The sequence below is a fragment of the Actinocorallia herbida genome (assembly GCF_003751225.1).
Taxonomy (GTDB): domain Bacteria; phylum Actinomycetota; class Actinomycetes; order Streptosporangiales; family Streptosporangiaceae; genus Actinocorallia; species Actinocorallia herbida.
Window position 1 is genome coordinate 5026006 of the sequence record NZ_RJKE01000001.1, and the last position, 17825, is coordinate 5043830.

14 protein-coding genes are annotated in these 17825 nt (G+C 72.1%); 5 read left to right on the forward strand and 9 right to left on the reverse strand.

What is annotated here, in order from left to right:
* Window positions 1–263 precede the first annotated feature (263 nt).
* Together EDD29_RS22985 and EDD29_RS22990 are read left to right on the forward strand one after the other, a co-directional pair.
* A complete protein-coding gene (locus tag EDD29_RS22985; protein WP_170201519.1) occupies window positions 264–1454 on the forward strand; it encodes a sugar ABC transporter substrate-binding protein in 1191 nt (396 codons plus the stop codon).
* Between the two features lie 111 nt (window positions 1455–1565).
* Entirely contained in the window at window positions 1566–2606 is a 1041-nt protein-coding gene (locus EDD29_RS22990; protein ID WP_123666402.1) for an ABC transporter permease, read from the forward strand.
* A 71-nt stretch (window positions 2607–2677) separates the two neighbouring features.
* Here the strand turns inward: EDD29_RS22990 and EDD29_RS45590 are convergent, their stop codons facing one another.
* From EDD29_RS45590 to EDD29_RS23020, 7 genes are all read right to left on the reverse strand, one after another.
* Window positions 2678–2824 (reverse strand): hypothetical protein, encoded by a 147-nt coding sequence (locus EDD29_RS45590; protein WP_170201520.1) that lies wholly within the window; start codon window positions 2822–2824, stop codon window positions 2678–2680.
* A 118-nt stretch (window positions 2825–2942) separates the two neighbouring features.
* Window positions 2943–4256: a serine/threonine-protein kinase gene (locus EDD29_RS22995; RefSeq protein ID WP_211359845.1), complete on the reverse strand. Its 1314-nt coding sequence runs from the start codon at window positions 4254–4256 to the stop codon at window positions 2943–2945.
* A gap of 236 nt (window positions 4257–4492) precedes the next feature.
* On the reverse strand, window positions 4493–5251 hold the full coding sequence (locus EDD29_RS23000) for an FHA domain-containing protein (RefSeq protein WP_211359846.1): 759 nt from the start codon (window positions 5249–5251) through the stop codon (window positions 4493–4495).
* Window positions 5252–5367: 116 nt separating this feature from the next.
* Window positions 5368–7386 (reverse strand): DUF8189 domain-containing protein, encoded by a 2019-nt coding sequence (locus EDD29_RS23005; RefSeq protein WP_123666405.1) that lies wholly within the window; start codon window positions 7384–7386, stop codon window positions 5368–5370.
* A gap of 91 nt (window positions 7387–7477) precedes the next feature.
* Window positions 7478–8956, reverse strand: coding sequence for a DUF8189 domain-containing protein (locus EDD29_RS23010; protein WP_211359847.1), 1479 nt, complete (start codon window positions 8954–8956; stop codon window positions 7478–7480).
* Between the two features lie 11 nt (window positions 8957–8967).
* Complete coding sequence (locus tag EDD29_RS23015; RefSeq protein ID WP_123666407.1) at window positions 8968–10470, reverse strand: DUF8189 domain-containing protein; 1503 nt, start codon at window positions 10468–10470, stop codon at window positions 8968–8970.
* 65 nt (window positions 10471–10535) lie between these two features.
* Entirely contained in the window at window positions 10536–11537 is a 1002-nt protein-coding gene (locus tag EDD29_RS23020; protein WP_123666408.1) for an alpha/beta hydrolase, read from the reverse strand.
* Between the two features lie 303 nt (window positions 11538–11840).
* On the opposite strand from EDD29_RS23020, the gene EDD29_RS23025 reads away from it, so the two are divergent.
* The 3 genes from EDD29_RS23025 to EDD29_RS23035 all read left to right on the forward strand — a co-directional run bounded on the left by EDD29_RS23025 (window position 11841) and on the right by EDD29_RS23035 (window position 16300).
* Window positions 11841–14270, forward strand: coding sequence for a penicillin acylase family protein (locus EDD29_RS23025; RefSeq protein ID WP_211359849.1), 2430 nt, complete (start codon window positions 11841–11843; stop codon window positions 14268–14270).
* A 41-nt stretch (window positions 14271–14311) separates the two neighbouring features.
* Window positions 14312–15385, forward strand: coding sequence for an alpha/beta hydrolase (locus tag EDD29_RS23030; protein WP_123666409.1), 1074 nt, complete (start codon window positions 14312–14314; stop codon window positions 15383–15385).
* Window positions 15386–15760: 375 nt separating this feature from the next.
* Window positions 15761–16300, forward strand: coding sequence for a hypothetical protein (locus EDD29_RS23035; RefSeq protein ID WP_123666410.1), 540 nt, complete (start codon window positions 15761–15763; stop codon window positions 16298–16300).
* 521 nt (window positions 16301–16821) lie between these two features.
* Here EDD29_RS23035 and EDD29_RS23045 read toward each other — a convergent pair.
* Both EDD29_RS23045 and EDD29_RS23050 read right to left on the reverse strand, forming a co-directional pair.
* On the reverse strand, window positions 16822–17169 hold the full coding sequence (locus EDD29_RS23045; protein WP_148086059.1) for a hypothetical protein: 348 nt from the start codon (window positions 17167–17169) through the stop codon (window positions 16822–16824).
* Window positions 17170–17229: 60 nt separating this feature from the next.
* Window positions 17230–17805, reverse strand: a complete 576-nt coding sequence (locus EDD29_RS23050; RefSeq protein ID WP_123666412.1) for a TetR/AcrR family transcriptional regulator — start codon at window positions 17803–17805, stop codon at window positions 17230–17232.
* Window positions 17806–17825: the final 20 nt, after the last annotated feature.

A 17825-nucleotide genomic window follows, 5' to 3' on the forward strand; every position in this document is an offset into this window, starting at 1 on the left:
CCGCCGGGTCCGCGCGGGCCTGAAAGCGCACGAGTCCCCGTTCTCCCTCGAAGGAGAGGGCGGGGACATCGGCATGCCCGAAAGGAAATTCTCCATAGAGATCGTGAATTCTCCATAAATCATTCGCGTAACACCCGCGCAATGAACCATTGACCGATACCGATCGGCCACTTACCGTACCGATCAGTCGGTACTCAGGTACTGACCGATCAGTACAGAGCGCGGGGGCTCTCTTCATCCGTCCCAGCACCACGGAGGTCATGATGGGTCGTCCCTCTGAAAGAACCGCGCTGCGGCGCGGCGCGCTGGCGGTCTCGGCGGTCCTCGCCCTGCTCGTCGCCGGCTGCTCCGCGAACGGCGAAGAGCCGCCGGCCCCGGCGGCCGCCGGCCCCGTGCCGGGAAGTGAGTGGGGGACCAGCGCCGAGGCGCTGGAAGCCCTCTACCAGGGCACCTCCACCGCCCCGCCGACCTCAGGGCCCAAGGCCCAGCCGGGCAAGAAGGTCTGGATCATCTCCTGCGGCCAGGCCTCGACGGCCTGCGCCACCCCCGTCAACGCGATGGAGGCCGCGGGCAAGGCGATCGGCTGGGACGTCACGGTCTTCGACGGCGAGCGCAACCCCACGAGGTTCGGGCAGGGCATCACCCAGGCCATCGCCGCGGGGGCCGACGGCATCCTCACCCAGGCCATCGACTGCGCCGGCGTGGTCGGCCCCTACACCCAGGCCAAGGCCGCCGACATCGCGCTCGTCGGGCTCTACGCCTTCGACTGCGACGACCCGGCCGACAAGACCGGCCCCGGAGTCTTCTCCACCTTCGTGAAGTACCACGGCTACGAGACCGTCGGCGACACGATCCGGGGCTGGGGCGCGGCCCGCGCGCCCTGGGTCATCGAGAAGACCGGCGGCAAGGCCAAGGCCGTCACTCTGTGGGTCCCCGGCTTCCTCATGACCGAGCTCACCGACCAAGGGTTCACCCAGGCGCTCGAGGCCCAGTGCGCCGAGTGCGAGATCGTCGACCACCACGAGATCTCGCTCGCCGACCTCGCCGCCAACCGGGCCGGGGCCGCCTTCAGCACCGTGCTCCAGCGGCACCCCGACGCCAACGCGATCCACGCCTACGCCGACGGCGTCTTCCAGCAGTTCCTCAACGCCTCGATCAACTCCACCGGCCGTCAGGGCATCGCGGCGATCGGCGGCGAGTGCCTGCCCGACAACATCGAGCAGATCCGGTCCGGCGGCCCGCAGCGGGCCTGCGTGGTGCTCAACTCCGAGTGGGCCGGCTGGGCCGCCGTGGACGCCCTCAACCGGGAGTTCGCCGAGCCCGGATCCGCCGCCGTCGACCAGGGCATCGGCTTCCAGCTCGTCGACGAGGACCACAACCTCCCGGCGTCCGGCCCGTGGGTGAACCCCGTCGACTTCGTCTCCGCCTACAAGAAGGTGTGGGGCGTCTCCTGACCCGCCGGTCGCGGCGCTGACCCTCCCCCGCCCGGGTGGAGGGGCGCACCACCCGCCCCTCCACCCTCCGCACCCGCCGTACCACCCCCTCTTCACCAAGGAGTCGCGCAGATGAGCAGTCAGGCCTCGCCCCCGGCGCCCGCCGCGCCCACCGGGGAGGACACCGCCCGGCCCGGCCGGGGCCCGCGCGTCCGGACCTCGTCCTTCGCCTGGCAGATCGAGCGGTTCGGACTGCTCGGCCTCTTCGTCGTCGTCATGGTGGTGTTCGGGCTCGTCTCCGAACCGTTCGCCAGTCCCAACAACCTGCGCATCATCCTCGGCACCCAGGCCGTCCTCGGGCTCGTCGCGCTGGCCTCGATCATCCCGCTCATCTCCGGGCAGTTCGACCTGTCCGTCGGCGCCATCATGGGCACCTGCTCGATCGTCACTGCCGCCGTCATGTCCCACGGGCACCGGCACCTGGCCGTCGCGGTCGCGGCGGCGCTCGCTGTCGGGGCGCTGGTCGGGCTGGTCAACGGCGTCGTCGTCGCCCACCTCGGCGTCAGCTCGTTCATCGTCACCCTCGCGATGGCCACCGTCCTGCAGGGCCTCGTCCTCTGGTACACCGGCGGCGACACGATCTCCGGGAACATCTCACCCGGCCTGATCTCGTCGGGCTCCGGCAACTGGCTCGGCATCCCCAAGGGAGTGCTGTGGCTGCTGCCGGTGGCGCTCGTCCTCTGGTACGTCCTCGGCCACACCCCCTGGGGCCGCCACCTCGGCGCGACCGGGTCCAACGAGCGGGCCGCCCGCCTCGCCGGCCTGCGCGTCCGCTGGATCACCGTCGCCGCCTTCGTCACCGCGGGCGTCGTCTCGGGCCTCGCGGGCGTCCTCCAGACCGGCCAGGCCGGGTCCGGCGACCCCCAGAACTCACTCGGCGGAATCCTCCTCCCCGCCCTCGCCGCCGCCTTCCTCGGCAGCAGCGCCTTCAGCCCCGGCAGGTTCAACGTCCCCGGCACCGTCCTGGCCGTCTACTTCGTGGCCTTCGCCGTCAGCGGCTTCCAGTTCATCGGCGCCGCCTCCTGGATCCAGCAGCTCTTCAACGGCCTCGCGCTGGCCGGCGCCGTCACCCTGTCGACCCTCCTGGGCCGCCGCCGGAGCCACGGTGCCTGACCCTCCCCGGCACCCGCGGCGGTCCGTCCGCCCCGGCGCCCGCACGGCGCCGGGGCGGGCCCGCGGCCCCGTCAGGAGGGGGCGGTGATCAGGGGTTCCAGGAGGAATTCGAGGGGCCCGATGGTGCGGGCGTCGTAGTTGTAGAGGAGGTCGGGCGCGGCGGCGAACGCGCCGCCGTCGGGCAGGCCGACGAACGCCCGCCGGGGGATGTGGTCCACGCGCCGTCCGTCCCTCCCGCACCAGCCGATCGAACTCCCCACCCGGCCGCGGCCCCTCCGGAACCCTCCCCCGGCCGGGTTCTGACGCGTGGGCATGTCGGACGGTACGGGGTCGGGGTCAGGGGGAGGGGTGCGGGCAGTCGGGGAGCGAAGGGTGGGTTCTGGTGCGGACGGCGGGGAGCCAGGCGGTGGGGGGCGTTGAGCCGGTGGGGAGGTGGACGCGGAACCATTGGGTGGAGCGGTGGCCGTCCTCGTCGACGATGGGGAGGCCGTGGGGGAGCCGGCATTCCGCGGTGAGGGGGTCGCCGTGCCAGACGCGGATCGGGACGACGTTGGCGGGGGTGTAGGGGGCCATCGGGTCGATGGCCAGTCCCAGGCTGCACTGCGGTTCTCGGGCGGGGCGGCTCCGGCAGGTTCGGTCGGCGTTGAAGACGGTGAGGTCGCCGGTGGGCCGGGCGGGGTCGTCGCGGGGGGTCCCGCCGGAGAGGGCCGCGCCCGCGGTGGCGCACAGGGCGACGGCGAGCAGGGCCGCGCGGGCTCGGCCGCGCGGTCGGATGCGCCTGCGGCGCGGTGTCCGCCGCGCGGCGGCGATGCGGCCGAGCAGGCTGTCGGCCGTGTGCCCGGCGCGTGCCTCGTGCGTCGGGGCCAGGCAGTCCGCGGCGAGTTGGCGCCAGAACGGCGGGACGGCATGGTCCATGCGCAGCGGGGCACGGCCTTCGCCGTACTCCTGGACGGCGGCGCCGCGCGCCAGGGGCGTGGCGCCGGCGAAGGGCGAGGTGCCGGAGGCGAACACCTCGTGGATGACGACGCCCAGCGCCCAGATGTCGGCGCTCGGCCGGACCTGCACGCCCTGCGCGCCCAGCGGGGCCTTCCAGCGCTCCGGCGGTAGGTAGTCGAGGGTGCCGAGGGGCGGCGCGTAGCCGTGCGTGCCGGTCAGTTCCGCGGCGAGGCCGAAGTCCGAGAGCTTCACCGAGCCGTCCCGGCCGAGCAGGACGTTCTCGGGTTTGAGGTCGGCGTGCACCCAGCCGGCGCGGTGGAGATGGGCGAGCCCCGCGCAGATGCCCTCGATCAGCCGGCCGCGGTCCGCCTCGGGCACCCCGGCGTCGAGGAGCTCGCGCAGGCTGCCCGCGGCCCGTTCCATCACGAGGACGATCGCACCGTCCAGCGCCGGGCGGTCCGGCGCGCCGAGGACGAACGACTCGATGAGGCCGATGAGGCGCGGGTGCCCCGTTCTGCGGCCGAGCTCGACCTCGCGGTGCGCGGACTCGACGATCCGGCGGGCCTGGCGGGGCGCGAGTCCGGCGGTCGGCATGATCTTGAGGGCGACCTCGGCGGGCAGATCCGGTCCTCCGGCGCGACCGGACGGGCGGGCCGCGTAGACCGTGGACCAGCCGCCGACCCCGATCGGTTCGCCGACCGTCCACTTCCCCACGCGGTGGCCCCTCGGCAGGAGGTCCACGGACTCTTCCGTGGCACCGGCCGCACCCGAGATCCCCGCCCCGAGAACCGCACCCTGAACCGTGATGGCAGGCATGATGCAGTCTTATCAACAAAAAGACATGACTGTCTATCTGAGTTTGATCACGAGGCCGGGCACCGGCAAGAGGTGCCCGGCGAAAGGCGACGGGGATGGTATGAAGGCCGGTCAGCGCCGACGGCGGAGCGGGGTCACCGCGCCGGTGCCGGCAGGAGCGCGAGGTGCTCCTCCCGGACGAGCCCGAAGCGCAGCGCGAGCCCGACGATCTCCTCGCGCTTGCCGTTGCGGCGGTCACCCTTTCCGGGGTCGTGCGGGTCCGGTGGGCCGATGCGCAGCTTCTGCTCGGCGAGGTAGTCGATGTGAGAGCTGATCGCCCGCGTCGTCAGGGCGCCGGAGGTGGTCTGCCCGTTGAGCCGCTCCGCGATCTGGGGCGTGGTGGGCACCGCGACGCGCGACTGGTCGCGCAACCGCGGCTCGCACAGGGCGACCAGGACGAGGAAGTACGTGGCCGTCTCGTCGAGGGAGTACGCCGTGACGGTGCGGCTCCCCCACGGCACGCCCATGGCGTCCGGATCCAGGTAGACATGGTCGGGCGCGAACACCTGGAAGGCGACGGGCACCTGGGCGCGGGTGGGCAGCACCACGCGTGAGAACTCGAACGGGATGGGCGCGCCGACCCGGCGCGGCGGAACCCGCAGGTACTCGCCCGCCCCCTCCGGGTTCTCCACCAGGTAGCTGTGGCTGGTGCTGTGGTTCGTCAGCTGCCAGTGGTCGTCGGTCACCCGGATCTCGCCCGCGAGCCGCGACACCGCGTCGTCGTCCAGGCGGAGTTCGACCGGGGTCCTGGCGGAACCGCGCCCGAAGCGCGCGACCTCGCCGGGGCCCAGCCGCAATGTCACCGGTTCCGCGCCGTCTGCGCCGCGTGGAAGATGGACGACTACACCGCTCACGGCTCCCCCGGTACCACGTCTCTTGGAGTGGCGGACGGGCGGAACGATAGCAGCCGTCGGAAAAGGGGGTGATCGGCGGGCTCGGCCCTTGCCGGACGGCGGGATCCGGCCCCTGCTCAGAGGGCGGGACGGCCCGCCACGACCGGCGCGATCGGACGGTCGCCGAAGGCCGTCCACGGCCCCCACCCGCTGCTCGGCGAGACCTGGACCCGCCGGCGGATCCTGCCCTCCGCGGTGACGGCGAAGACCTGGATCCGTCCGGTGGCGTCGAGCGCGGCCGCGGGTGTGGCGGCGAGGCGGATGCCGGGCTCCCCGAACTCCGCGGCGGCGCCCCAGCCGCCGCCCGGGGCGAGCTGCCAGCGGTGATCGAGCCGTGCCCCGCCGGGCGCGAGGGACAGGGCCTCCAGGCGGCCGTCGGCGTTGCCGACGAGAGCCGGGGCGGCGGCGCTCCAGCCGAAGAGCGGCAGCCAGCCGTCCCAGCCGCCGCTGGGCACGGACTGCCGACGATGGAACGTCCCCACCCCGGACGGCCCGATCGCGGCGACGGTGAGCCGGCCGCTGCCGTCCCGCGCCACCCGCGGCGCGGCGCCCGCCGCGGTCCCGAACGGGTGCCACGCGGCGGTCCACGGCCCGCCCGGCGCTTCCTGCCAGCGGTGCTGGATCGCGGCACCGCCCGGCGCGAGGACGAACGCCTCCAGCCTGCCGTCCGCGTTGGCCGCGACGACGGGGGGCGCGCCCGCGGCGCCGAAGAATCCCGGCTCCCAGGGTTCCCAGGTGAGCGACCCCGGCGCGGCCTGGCGCCTGCGGGCGACGGAGGCGCCGCCGGGACTCGGCGCGAGGACCTCCAGCCGGCCGGTCGCGTCCCGGGCGACGGCGGGGGCCGCGCCGGCCGGGCCGCCGAACTCCTCCCACCCGTGCCAGCCTCCGTCCGGCCGCTGCACCCGGTGGTGCAGGTTGGCGCCACCCGGGGCGAGCGAGAACACCTCAAGAGTGCCGTTCGTGTTCCGGCCGAGCGTGGGGACCGCCCCGGCGGGACCACCGAAGACCTCCCACGCCGACCAGGTGTCGGCGTTCGGGTCGAGTTGGACGCGGCGCAGCATCGACCGGTCCCCCGCGTCGAGCGCGAACACGGTGAGCCGGCCGGCGGCGTCGAGACAGGCCACCGGGTTGTCGGGGCTCTGCCACGGCACCGGTGCGTCGAGCCACTCCAGGTTCGCGACGTACAGCCCCTGCCGGAACCAGCCCGTGGCGCTCACGTACCAGTCCGCGCCGTCGGCCACCACCTCGACGGCATGGCCGGGCACATGTCCGGCGTACCCGTCGAGGTCGAAGTGGAACGGGTCGCGCGACGCCAGCACGTCGGTGCCCTCGTAGCCGCCCCGCGGGCCGATGAACAGGTAGTACCAGCCGTCCCGTTCGACGACGAACGGGGACTCGGTCACCGAGACCGTCGAGTCGGTGCTCGCGTCGGTGAACGCGGTCGCGGGCCCGCTCCAGTGCAGCAGGTCGGCGGAGCGGCGGTAGGCGACGATGTGGTGGCCGCCCGGTTCCGACAGCTCGGTGTAGTACATGATCCACTCGCCGCCGATCCGGACCACCATCGGATCCCGTGCGGCGATGCCCCGGAACAGCGGGCCGGACGGCTCCCTGGTCCAGGTGAGCAGATCGGTGGACGTGGCGAGGTCGATCGCGGCGCCGGTCTCGCCGCCCGCGGCGTAGAACATCCAGTAGGTGCCGCCCGCCTCGATGACGTGCGGCGCCCACAGGTGCTCCTCGCCGTAGGACGGGTCGACGGTGAGGGCGTCGGCGTGCGCGGTCCACGGCCCGGTCGGCGCCGGGGCGGAGGCGTGCGTGAAGGCGATCTCCGCCGCGCTGTCCGGCGCCTCGCCGCGCGGCGCGCTCCTGCCGACGATGCCGAACAGGTGCCAGCGGTCCTGGGCCCGGACGAGCGTGTGGTCGTTGAGGTAGCGGGGCCCGGCGAAGGTGGACGGGTCATGGACGTAGGTGAAGGGGCCCGCGCCGACCCACCGGTGGGGCGGGACGTCCGCGGCCGAGGCGCGCCCGGCGCCCAGGAGCGGGAGCGCGCCCGCCGCGGCGGCGCCGCGCAGCAGGTTCCGTCGGCTGATCGGAAGCATGGGTCTCTCCAGGGTGGGGGTGGGGGGTGGGGGTGCGGCCGGCCGTCCCGTACGGGGTCGGCCGGCCGCTGGGTGATGACGGATCGACGGGTCAGTTGACCGCGGGACCCGAGGTGGTGTTGAGCCAGGCCCACTCGGCCCAGGACGCGAAGCCCGTCTGCCACTTGTGGTAGACGCCCGCGCCGCTGGTGCCGAAGACCTCGATGCGGCCGTCGGCGTTCGTCGCCGCCGTGACCTCCGTGCCTCCGCCGCCGAAGGATCCCCACTGGCCGTACGGGGCGTTCACCCCGGTCTGCCACAGGTGCTGCGCCACGCTGCCGTTGATGGCGAACACCTCGACCCGGCCATCGGGCGACCGCTCGCTGCTGAGCTGGGAATCGGCGGGACCTCCCGTGGGCTCCCACTCCGACCAGGTCGTCGGGCTGTTCTGGTACTTGTGGAACACCCCGACGGGTCCGGAGGCGAAGACCTCCAGGCGTCCGTCCTGGTTGTGGTCGACGGTCAGATCATGCCCGCCTCCACCGAACGCCTCCCACGCCGACCAGCCACCGCTCACCGCGGTCTGGAACAGGTGCTGGAAGACGTCACCGTTCAGCGCGAAGACCTCAAGACGACCGTCGGAGGCCTTCTCCATCTCCAGCCGGCTGTTCGCCGGGCCGCCGCCCGCCGACTCCCACTCCGACCAGCCGCTGTTCGGCGCGACCTGGTACTTGTGGAACACCCCGACCGGCCCGGACGCGAAGACCTCGAGACGGCCATCGGCGTTCGCGCCGACGGCGATGTCCTTGCCGCCCCCGCCGAACTCCTCCCAGCCCGACCATCCGGCCGACGGCGAGAGCTGGTAGCGGTGCTGGAAGACGTTCCCGTTGATCGCGAACAGCTCGAGACGGCCGTCCTTGTTCGGGCCGATCGCCAGCTCCGCGCCGCCCGGGCCGCCCAGCGACTCCCACGCCGACCAGCCGCCGTTGACGCTCGTCTGCCAGGCGTGGTGCACCCCGTCGGCGCCGGCGGCGAAGACCTCGAGACGGCCGTCCGCGCCCCGCGCCGACACGACCCGTCCCGACTCCGCCGGATACACCAGCGGGGCGGGTCCCGGCTCGTGGTGGCCGAGCCGGTCCACCGCGGCCTGCGCCTCGTCCATGTGCTGCCAGTGCAGGCCGGCGTTGTAGGTCGACCAGGGCTGCCAGTTCGTGCCGCCGGAGGAGATCTCGAAGGCCGCGTTCGCGTTGCACTGGGCGTCATAGGCGCAGGCGTCGTCGACCTCAGGGTGCCAGTGGTCGTTGATCTGCCACAGGCCGCGGTCGCTCGAGGGGGGTGTGTTGTTGTAGGTGTTGGTCGCGGAGGGGTTGCAGCTGGACTCCGCGAGCGCGACGGCGATGGCGGTCACCAGGCCGTCGCCGCGGAAGCCCGCGTTGTAGCCGGTCTCGGCGCACAGGTCGCTCCCCGCGGCGTACGCCGGCGAGGCGCCGACGACGGCCCCCGCGGCGAGCGCGAGCGAGGCCAGCGCCGACAGCATGACGCGGCGCGCTCTCCGGGAACGCCGCACGGGGTTCACCTCTGGTCCTGTCATCTGATGTCTCCTCAATTGATCGGGGGGCCTGCGGTGTTGTTGAGCCAGATCCACTCGGACCAGGACGCGAAGCCCGTCTGCCACTTGTGGTAGACACCCGCGCCGCTGGTGCCGAAGACCTCGATGCGGCCGTCCAGGTTGACCGCGGCGGTGATCTCCGTGCCTCCGCCGCCGAAGGACTCCCACTGGCCATAGGGGGCGTTCACCCCGGTCTGCCACAGGTGCTGGGCGACGCCGCCGTTGATGGCGAACACCTCGACCCGGCCGTCGGCGGAGCGTTCGCTGGTGAGCTGAGAGTCGGCGGGGCCTCCCGTGGGCTCCCACTCCGACCAGGTGGTGGGGCTGTTCTGGTACTTGTGGAACACCCCGACGGGTCCGGAGGCGAAGACCTCCAGGCGTCCGTCCTGGTTGTGGTCGACGGTCAGATCACGGCCACCGCCGCCGAACGCCTCCCACTGCGACCAGCCGCCACTCACCGCGGTCTGGAACAGGTGCTGGAAGACGTCACCGTTCAGCGCGAAGACCTCAAGACGACCGTCCGGGGCCTTCTCCATCTCCAGCCGGCTGTTCGCCGGGCCGCCGCCCGCCGACTCCCACTCCGACCAGCCGCTGTTGGGGGCCGACTGGTACTTGTGGAAGACCCCGACCGGGCCCGACGCGAACACTTCGAGACGGCCGTCCGCGTTCGCGCCGACGGCGATGTCCTTGCCGCCCCCGCCGAACTCCTCCCAGCCCGACCAGCCACCCGAAGCGGACAGCTGGTAGCGGTGCTGGAAGACATTGCCGTTGATCGCGAACAGCTCGAGACGGCCGTCCTTGTTCGGGCCGATCGCCAGCTCCGCGCCGCCCGGGCCGCCCAGCGACTCCCACGCCGACCAGGCCCCGTTCGCCTCGGCCTGCCAGGCGTGGTGGACCCCGTTGGCGCCGGCGGCGAAGACCTCGAGACGGCCGTCCGCCGACCGCGCCGACACGACCCGTCCCGACTCCGCCGGATACACCAGCGGGGCGGGCTGCGGACCTGTGCCCGGGACACAGGGCAGGGTCACGCCGCGCTCGGCGAGGTAGGGCTCGGGGTCGATGCCGTGCGAGGCGGACGGGTCATCCCAGATCCGCAGGTGGAGATGGGGGCCTGACGAGTTCCCCTCGGACCCCACCGGGGCGATCTCCTGGCCGGCCACCACGTGGTCGCCTTCGAAGACGTACCGGTCGTACATGTGGCCGTACTCGGAGATCGTCCCGTCCGGGTGCTGGATCCGGATCCACTGCCCGTATCCGGGCTCGAATCCTGAGATGGTCACCACGCCGTCACCGACGGCGTAGATCGGGCTTCCGTAGTCGGCCGCGATGTCGACGCCGTTGTGCCCGCTGTGGAAGTGCTGGGACACGGCTCCGACGGCCGGGCAGGCCGCCGGGAAGTAGGCGGCGGCCGGGGACGTGGCCACCAGTGCCGGCAGAAGGGCGGCTGTCGCCGCGAGGACACAGGTCAGGGTGCGCCGGGAGGTTCCGATCGGCACGGGACGCTCCTCTCCTTGGTCGTCTCGGGATGGCTGGGACGGGTGCGCGGAACTCGGTGCGCCGGTCACGCCTTGCGGAGGCGGCCGATGATGCCGTCGATGTCGCGCCGCATCAGTTCCGGGCGGATGATGTGGCCGTAGGGCTCCTCGTACCATTCGTGCGCGATGCCCGCGTTGCCGAGAAGGCCGCGGAACTCGCGCTGCCCGGCGAGGACATGGGTCTCGTTGGCGAAGTCGAACCAGTTGAGCGGGTCGGGGCTGGTGCCCGAGACGAGGAACACCCGCTTGTTGCGGTAGCTCTCGATGCGCTGCACCGGGTTGTCGGCGTTCACCCGGTTCTGGTCCCAGAGCGGCACGCCGTAGACCGTGCCGCCGCCCAGGTCCAGGGCGGCGGAGCTGGCGTTGGCCCAGTGGACGACCATGCCGTTGTCGCGGCGCAGGCTCGCGGGCCCCGAGTGGGCGCTGACCGAGGCGAAGTGGCCGTAGTACTTGGCGGCGTACTTCAGCGCGCCGAAGCCGCCCATCGAGAACCCCGACACGGCCCGGCCGTCGTACTCGGCGTAGGTGCGGAAGTTGGCTTCGACCCAGGGCAGGAGCTGGCCCATGTGGAACGTCTCCCAGTTGCGCGGGCCGACGTTCGAGCTGACCGGGTTGGAGTACCAGCCCGCGTGGCCGCCGTCGGGCATGACCACGATGATGGGCTTGCCCGCGGTCCAGGCGCGGATGCCGCCCTCGGCCGCGCGGTCGAAGGTGATGAAGTCCTGGTCGGTGCCGCCGCCGTGGAAGAGGTACAGGACCGGGTAGGTGCGGCCGCTCCAGTGGTAGTCGTCCGGCAGGAGCACGTTGACGCCGGGGTTCCAGCCGATCTCCGCGGTCTGGAACCGGTAGTACCACATCCGGGGGTCGCTCTCGTTGCGGTCCACGATCCGCAGGCCGAACCCGTCGCCGGACGCGGCGGCGGGCGTGGCGCCGGCCAGGGCGCCTCCGGCGCCCACGGCCAGCGCGGCGGAGAGCCCTCCGGCGGCCTTCAGGATGTTCCTGCGGGTGGGTTGCTGTGCGCTCAACATGACCTCCTGGGTCGGGAGCTGACGAAGTGTCCGGGCGCGGCGGGGAGCCCGCGTGCCGCGTCGGACCGGTCCGGTGGGACGCCGTCGACAACGTAGGGGCGAGGGCCCCGGGCAGGGCATCCGGAACGCTCCGGAGTGACACCCGCGCGGCCCGGCGGTTCCCTGATCTCAGCGCGGCCCGGGACGGGCGGCGGCATCGCATCGCCGTCGGCCTTCGTCTCGCGCGGCCGCATCCGGAGCGGACCTGCACCGCAGGGAAAGGATGGCTCGATCGTGCGGAGGAGACACAGAGCGAGACTGCCGATGGCGGTCTTCGTCGCCGCGGCGGCCGTACTGGGCATGACGGCGGCGACCGGGTCGGCGGCCGCCGACGAGGGGCCGGACAAGCCGACGATCCGCTACACCGAGTACGGCATCCCGCACATCATCGCCAAGGACTGGGAGGGTCTCGGCACGGGCTACGGGTACGCCGCCGCCAAGGACAACATCTGCGCCCTGGCCGACACCTATCTGATGGTCAACGCCCAGAGATCCCGCTATCTCGGGCCCACCGGGAAGGCGAGCCCCGGCCAGAGCCAGAACAGCACCACCAACCTCAACAGCGACCTGTACTTCCAGCGGATCAACGACAGCCACGTGGTGGAGCAGCAGCTCGACCTGCCCGCGCCGCACGGCCCCGCGCCGAAGGTCAAGGAGACGGTCCGCGGCTTCGTGCAGGGGTACAACAGGTACCTGGCCGAGACGGGCGCGGCCGGCATCTCCGACCCGGCCTGCCGCGGGGCGGCCTGGGTGCGGCCGATCACCGAGCTCGACGTCTACCGGCACGCCCACGCCGAGATCATCATGGGCGCCGCGGACCCGTTGCTGGAAGGCCAGGTGAGCGCCCAGCCTCCGCCGAAATCGGCGGCGTCCGCGGCGGCGACCTCCGCGGCCGCCGTGGACCCGAAGACGAGCGCGAAGAAGATCGGCGACGCGATCGCGGCGGCCCGTCAGCAGGGCATGGGGAGCAACGCGCTGGCGGTCGGCGCGCAGGGCGTGTCCGGCGGCACCGGCATGCTGCTGGCCAACCCGCACTTCCCGTGGCAGGGCAAGAACCGCATGTGGCAGACCCACCTGACGATCCCGGGCGAGCTCAACGTCTCCGGGGCCGGCCTGCTCGGGCTCCCCGCGGTGAACATCGGGCACAACGACAACGTGGCCTGGAGCCATACGGTGGCCACCGTGGCCCCCTTCGGGCTGTTCGACGTGGAGGTGGACCCGTACAACCCGACGCGTTACCTGGTCGACGGCGCCTGGGAGGAGATGACCTCGCAGGCGGTCTCGGTCGACGTGCTGAACGCCAACGGCTCCATCGGCCAGGTCACCAGGACGCTGTGGTCCACCCGCTACGGCCCGGTCACCACCTCGATCCAGGGCTTCCCGCTGCCGTGGCTGGTCAGCGCGCACGTGGTGCGCGACCCGAACCTGGGCAACCTGCGCGCGCTGAACACCTGGTTCGGCCTCGACCAGGCCACGGACGTCGACGATGTGGTGGACGTGCTGGAGACGACCCAGGGCGTCCCCTTCTTCAACACCATCGCCACCGACCGTCAGGGCAAGGCGCTCTACGCCGACATCCAGGCCGTCCCGAACATCACCGACGCGCACGCGCAGTCCTGCCTCACCGAGACGGGCAAACTGCTGTTCAACAAGGAGCTGCGGCTGCCGATCGTGCCGCCGATCTCCATCCTCGACGGCAAGCGCAGCGCGTGCGACTGGCCGAACGACCCGAACGCGGTCGCGCCCGGACTGCTCGACCCTGCCGCGCAGCCCCGGCTGATCCGGACCGACTTCGCGGGCAACGCCAACGACAGCCCGTGGCTGGCCAACCCCGCGCAGCCGCTGTCCTACCCGCGGGTGATGGGCGACACGGCGGCCCCCAGGTCGCTGCGCACCCAGGAGCTGATCCTGACCGCGCAGAAGCGGATCAACGGAACCGACGGCCTGCCCGGCCGGGGCTTCACCCCGGAGAACATGGGCAAGCTGCTGTTCGCCGACAACAGCAGGGCCGCCGACCTGGCGCTCAACGCCACGGTGACGATGTGCCAGAGCCAGCCCTTCGGGCTCATCCTGGTGGACGCCACCCTGGTCAACGTGAGCGAGGCGTGCCCGATCCTGGCCGCCTGGACCGACCACGACTTCTCGCTGACCAGCCGGGGTTCCGTGCTGTTCGCGAACTACTGGAGCAACCTGCTCGGCGGCCAGGGCGTCGAGAAGCTGCCGTGGCGGGTTCCGTTCGACCCGGCCGACCCGGTGCACACGCCCAACTCGCTGGACTCCGGCAACTCGGCCGTCCGCGACGCCTTCGGCCGCGCCGTCATCGCGCTGCGCAAGGCGGGCATCCCGTTGAACGCGCCGCTGTCGGCCGTCCAGACGGTCACCCGCAACGGCGCGCAGATCCCGATCCACGGCGCGCCCGGGGAACTCGGCGTGCTGAACGTGATCAACGGAGGGCAGGTCGACGGCAAGCTCGACGTCGTCTTCGGCTCCAGTTTCATCCAGCAGACGCGGTTCACCGCGGACGGCCCGCCGGAGTCGTACTCCGTCCTGGCCTACTCGCAGTCGACGGACTCCACCTCACCGCACTACGCCGACCAGACCCGGTTGTTCTCGGCGGGCCAGTGGGTGACCGAGCGCTACACCGAGGCGCAGATCGCGGCCTCGCCCGTCCTGGTGACCAAGGTCCTGGACTGAGTGTGCGCCGTACAAGACGAGACTCAACGAGGGAGAACTCCGTGCAGATCAGAGCGAACCGGTGGCGTGTGCTGGCCGCCTCTGCGGTCGCCGCGCTGGCGATGACCGCGACGGCGGGCACGGCGGTGTCCGCCGACGACACCGCTCCGCCCGCGATGGCGAACGGCTTCGGCCTGACCCAGGTCGGCACGCCGACGGGAAGCGCCACCGACTTCTATCTCACCGTGACCACGCCGCAGGTCAAGGGCGAGCAGCACATCAAGATCATCCTGCCCGGCGGCTACCACGACCAGCCGGAGCGGCGCTACCCGGTGCTCTACTTCCTGCACGGCGCGCCCGACGACCCGATCAACCAGAACTACCCGGCGCTGTACACGTCGGACGAGATGATCACCGTCATCCCGGACGGCGGCGCCAAGGGCTGGTACGCCAACTGGCTCAACCAGAACACCGCGCTCGGCGCCCAGAACTGGGAGAACTTCCACCTCAACCAGGTGATCCCGTTCATCGACGCGAACCTGCGGACCATCGCCGCCAAGCAGTCCAGGGCCATCGCCGGCATCTCCATGGGCGGGTTCGGGGCCCTGCACTACGCCCAGGCCCGCCCCGACCTGTTCAGCCAGACCGCGTCCCTGTCCGGCGACATCGACCTGTCGGTCAACTCCATGGACCTGCGACTGGCCGTCGTGGCCTCCGTCACCGACGCACTGGGCGCGATGTGCGCCTCGTCGTCCGGCACCTGCAGCCCGGACCAGGGCTTCGCGCCGGGCGTGGACAGCGACGCTTTGTTCGGCTCGCCCTACCCGATCTTCAACCGGGACCGACGGTGGAACGAGGTGGACCCGTCCCAGCACATGGACCGGCTCGCCGGCATGGGCATCTCCATCTACACCGGTGACGGCGGGGGCTCCCCCGTCGACCTCGAGTTCTGGGTGGCCGGCGCGGCCAAGAACGTCAAGGCCCGCCTCGACGCGCTGAACCTGCCCTACTACTACGTCAACTACGGCGACGGCGCGGGCTGGGGCACCCAGTGCAACGGCGGCCACAACGCCTACTGCTGGGAACAGGACCTTCAGGACCTGATCCCCCGCCTCGAGCAGTCCTTCGCCTCCTAACGGCCACACGAGTACCCGGTCGGGGCCGTTCCAGATCCACGGGAACGGCCCCGGCGTTTGCCATTTGTCCGGTTCGGCCGGATTTGGCCGTATCAGACGGGAGGGCGGGGCCTTGTTGATCTTGACTGCGCGGTGCGCTTTGTTACCTTTCATTAAGAGACTTCACATCATTGAAAGGATAGAGAGGAAAGACCGGCGCGGCCGTCCCGACAGCGACCGCCGTCCGAAGTCGCGGATCCACCGCCGCCCACCCGACCCCGGCGGGATGGACCCCCCGGCGCGGCCGTGCCGCCGCGCCGTCCTTTCACCGGCCTTGCCGGGCCGGCTCCCACCCCAGGGCGTCTCTCACACGCCCGCTCCCGAAAGAGGAGACCCATGTCCCGAATCACCGAACTCGCCGCGGTCGCCGCGGCCGCCGCGGCCGCCGTCGCCCTGACGGCCACCTCGGCCAGCGCCGCCCCCTGGACGGGCGGTTCCGTCTCGGCCACCCTCACCCAGCCCCTGACGGTCTCCCTGGCCAACGCGGTCTGCACCACCTCCACCCTCAGCGGCAGCACCAACGCGAGCAACGCCAACCTCGTCGTCAGCACGGCCGCGATCAGCGGCTGCACCGCCGACGGCGTCTCCGGCCTCACCGTCACCCCCGAGGGCACCCCCTGGGGCGGCAACCTCACCCCGAACGCCGCCTCCTCGTTCACCGGCTTCCAGGTGCGCGCCAAGGTGACGGGCCTCGTCAACTGCCTCTACGGCGGCACCCTCGCCGGCACCGCCGGCTCCTTCAGCGGCGGCTCGATCGCCGTCACCTTCTCGGGCGCCTCCATCAGCAAGATCTCCGGCAGCGGCATCCTCAGCGGCCTCTGCCCCGCCACGATCAACGTCAGCGGCCAGTACACCTTCACCGGCCCCGGCCTCTGACCCCTGGCCCCACCCGACCCCGACGGGTCTGAACCCGCACCCGCCTGTGCCGGTGACCCCACCGGCACGGGCACCCGCCGGACGGCGGCCTCCCCCGACGACCGGATGCCGGCACGTCCGCCGCGCATCGGCGCCGCCCGGTCGCCCTTCCAGCCCTCGTTCTCTGCGCCGGCGCGGCGGACGGAGCCCGGGGACATGCCCCGGTGGGGACGGCGCGGCGGGTCCCCGGGGGAGTCAGCGAGCCGCGGGGGGAGAGCGACCCCAGCACCAGCGAGGCGGAGTCCGCGCTGGTGCTGAAGTAGAGCGCCGCAAGGATCGCGATGACCGCGGTGGTGAGCGCGCCAGAGAGCACCACCGCCGGCAGCGGCAGATCGGGTCAAGGCGGGTGCGCCGCGCCTCCGGGAGCATCACTCATGGTGATGCCGATGATCCCCTGCGCGAAATCCACCTGACCCTGGCGGACGGCTCCGTCTCGCGCCGAGGAGCGCGAAGCGGGACGGATCAGGTGGGATGTGGTCCGATCAGTGGCCGTGCCCGTGGCCGTGGCCATGACCGTGGTCGTGGTCGTGGTCGGCGGATTCCTCGGAGGCGGCGCGTTCGAGGGCCTCGTCGGTGTTGAGGAACAGGTCGTAGAACTCCGCGTGGGTGTCGCGGGGCGGGTAGGGCTCGCCGTCGACGAGGAGGATCGACTTCTTCCAGATCCAGCGAGACCCCGAGGTCCGCTTGAAGTCGATGACGTTCTTCACGCGGTCGTTCTCGATCGTCATCCGCCAGACGTCGGAACCGACCTGCTCGGTGACGGGGGCGACTCCCAGGTTCTCTTGAACCTCGGCGGACAGATCGGCGACGGCAGGCGGCATCCAAGACATGCCAGAACCCTACCGGCCGCGGACGCTGACCTGGGAATCAAGACGCGGGGTCGGGACGCCTCAGGGGGTGGGCGCGAGGCCGTCCATGATGACGTCGAGCATGCGGTGGGACTGCTCCGCACCGCTGATCTGGGCGACCCAGCCCGCGGCCGCGGACATCGTGATGAGGTCGGTGGGCGTGACGTCGGCGCGGACCTCGCCCGCCTCCTGGGCCCTGGCCAGGAGCCGGGTCGCGGCGAGGTGCATCGCCTCGGAGGACGCGTGGAGCTCGGAGGCCGGATCGCCCAGGCCGGACAGGACCGACCCCGACAGGCCCCGGCAGGCGCCGGAGTTCGCCGAGAACCGCCGCAGCCAGACGGCCAGCGCCGCGCGGGGCGAGGGTTCCTCTTCCAGCAGCCGGTCGGCGAGGTCGCGCAGCGCGTCGAAGCCGTCCCTGACCACAGCCTCCAGCAGTGCCTCGCGGGTCGGGAAGTGCCGGTAGAGGGTGCCGATGCCGACACCTGCGCGGCGCGCGACGTCACGCAGGGAGGCGTCCGTCCCCTCCTCCGCGATCACCCGGCGCGCCACCTCGACCAGCGCGTCCCGGTTGCGGCGCGCGTCGGCGCGCAGCGTCGAATCCTCCTGGTGCCCGACCATGCCAAACCCACCCTTGCTAA

Bases quoted from the DNA above. Each gene is read 5' to 3' on its own strand.
- EDD29_RS22985 (WP_170201519.1), top strand. From the start codon at position 264: ATGGGTCGTCCCTCTGAAAGAACCGCGCTGCGGCGCGGCGCGCTGGCG.
- EDD29_RS22990 (WP_123666402.1), top strand. From the start codon at position 1,566: ATGAGCAGTCAGGCCTCGCCCCCGGCGCCCGCCGCGCCCACCGGGGAG.
- EDD29_RS23005 (WP_123666405.1), bottom strand. From the start codon at position 7,386: ATGCTTCCGATCAGCCGACGGAACCTGCTGCGCGGCGCCGCCGCGGCG.
- EDD29_RS23010 (WP_211359847.1), bottom strand. From the start codon at position 8,956: ATGACAGGACCAGAGGTGAACCCCGTGCGGCGTTCCCGGAGAGCGCGC.
- EDD29_RS23020 (WP_123666408.1), bottom strand. From the start codon at position 11,537: ATGTTGAGCGCACAGCAACCCACCCGCAGGAACATCCTGAAGGCCGCC.
- EDD29_RS23025 (WP_211359849.1), top strand. From the start codon at position 11,841: ATGGCGGTCTTCGTCGCCGCGGCGGCCGTACTGGGCATGACGGCGGCG.
- EDD29_RS23035 (WP_123666410.1), top strand. From the start codon at position 15,761: ATGTCCCGAATCACCGAACTCGCCGCGGTCGCCGCGGCCGCCGCGGCC.
- EDD29_RS23045 (WP_148086059.1), bottom strand. From the start codon at position 17,169: ATGTCTTGGATGCCGCCTGCCGTCGCCGATCTGTCCGCCGAGGTTCAA.
- EDD29_RS23050 (WP_123666412.1), bottom strand. From the start codon at position 17,805: ATGGTCGGGCACCAGGAGGATTCGACGCTGCGCGCCGACGCGCGCCGC.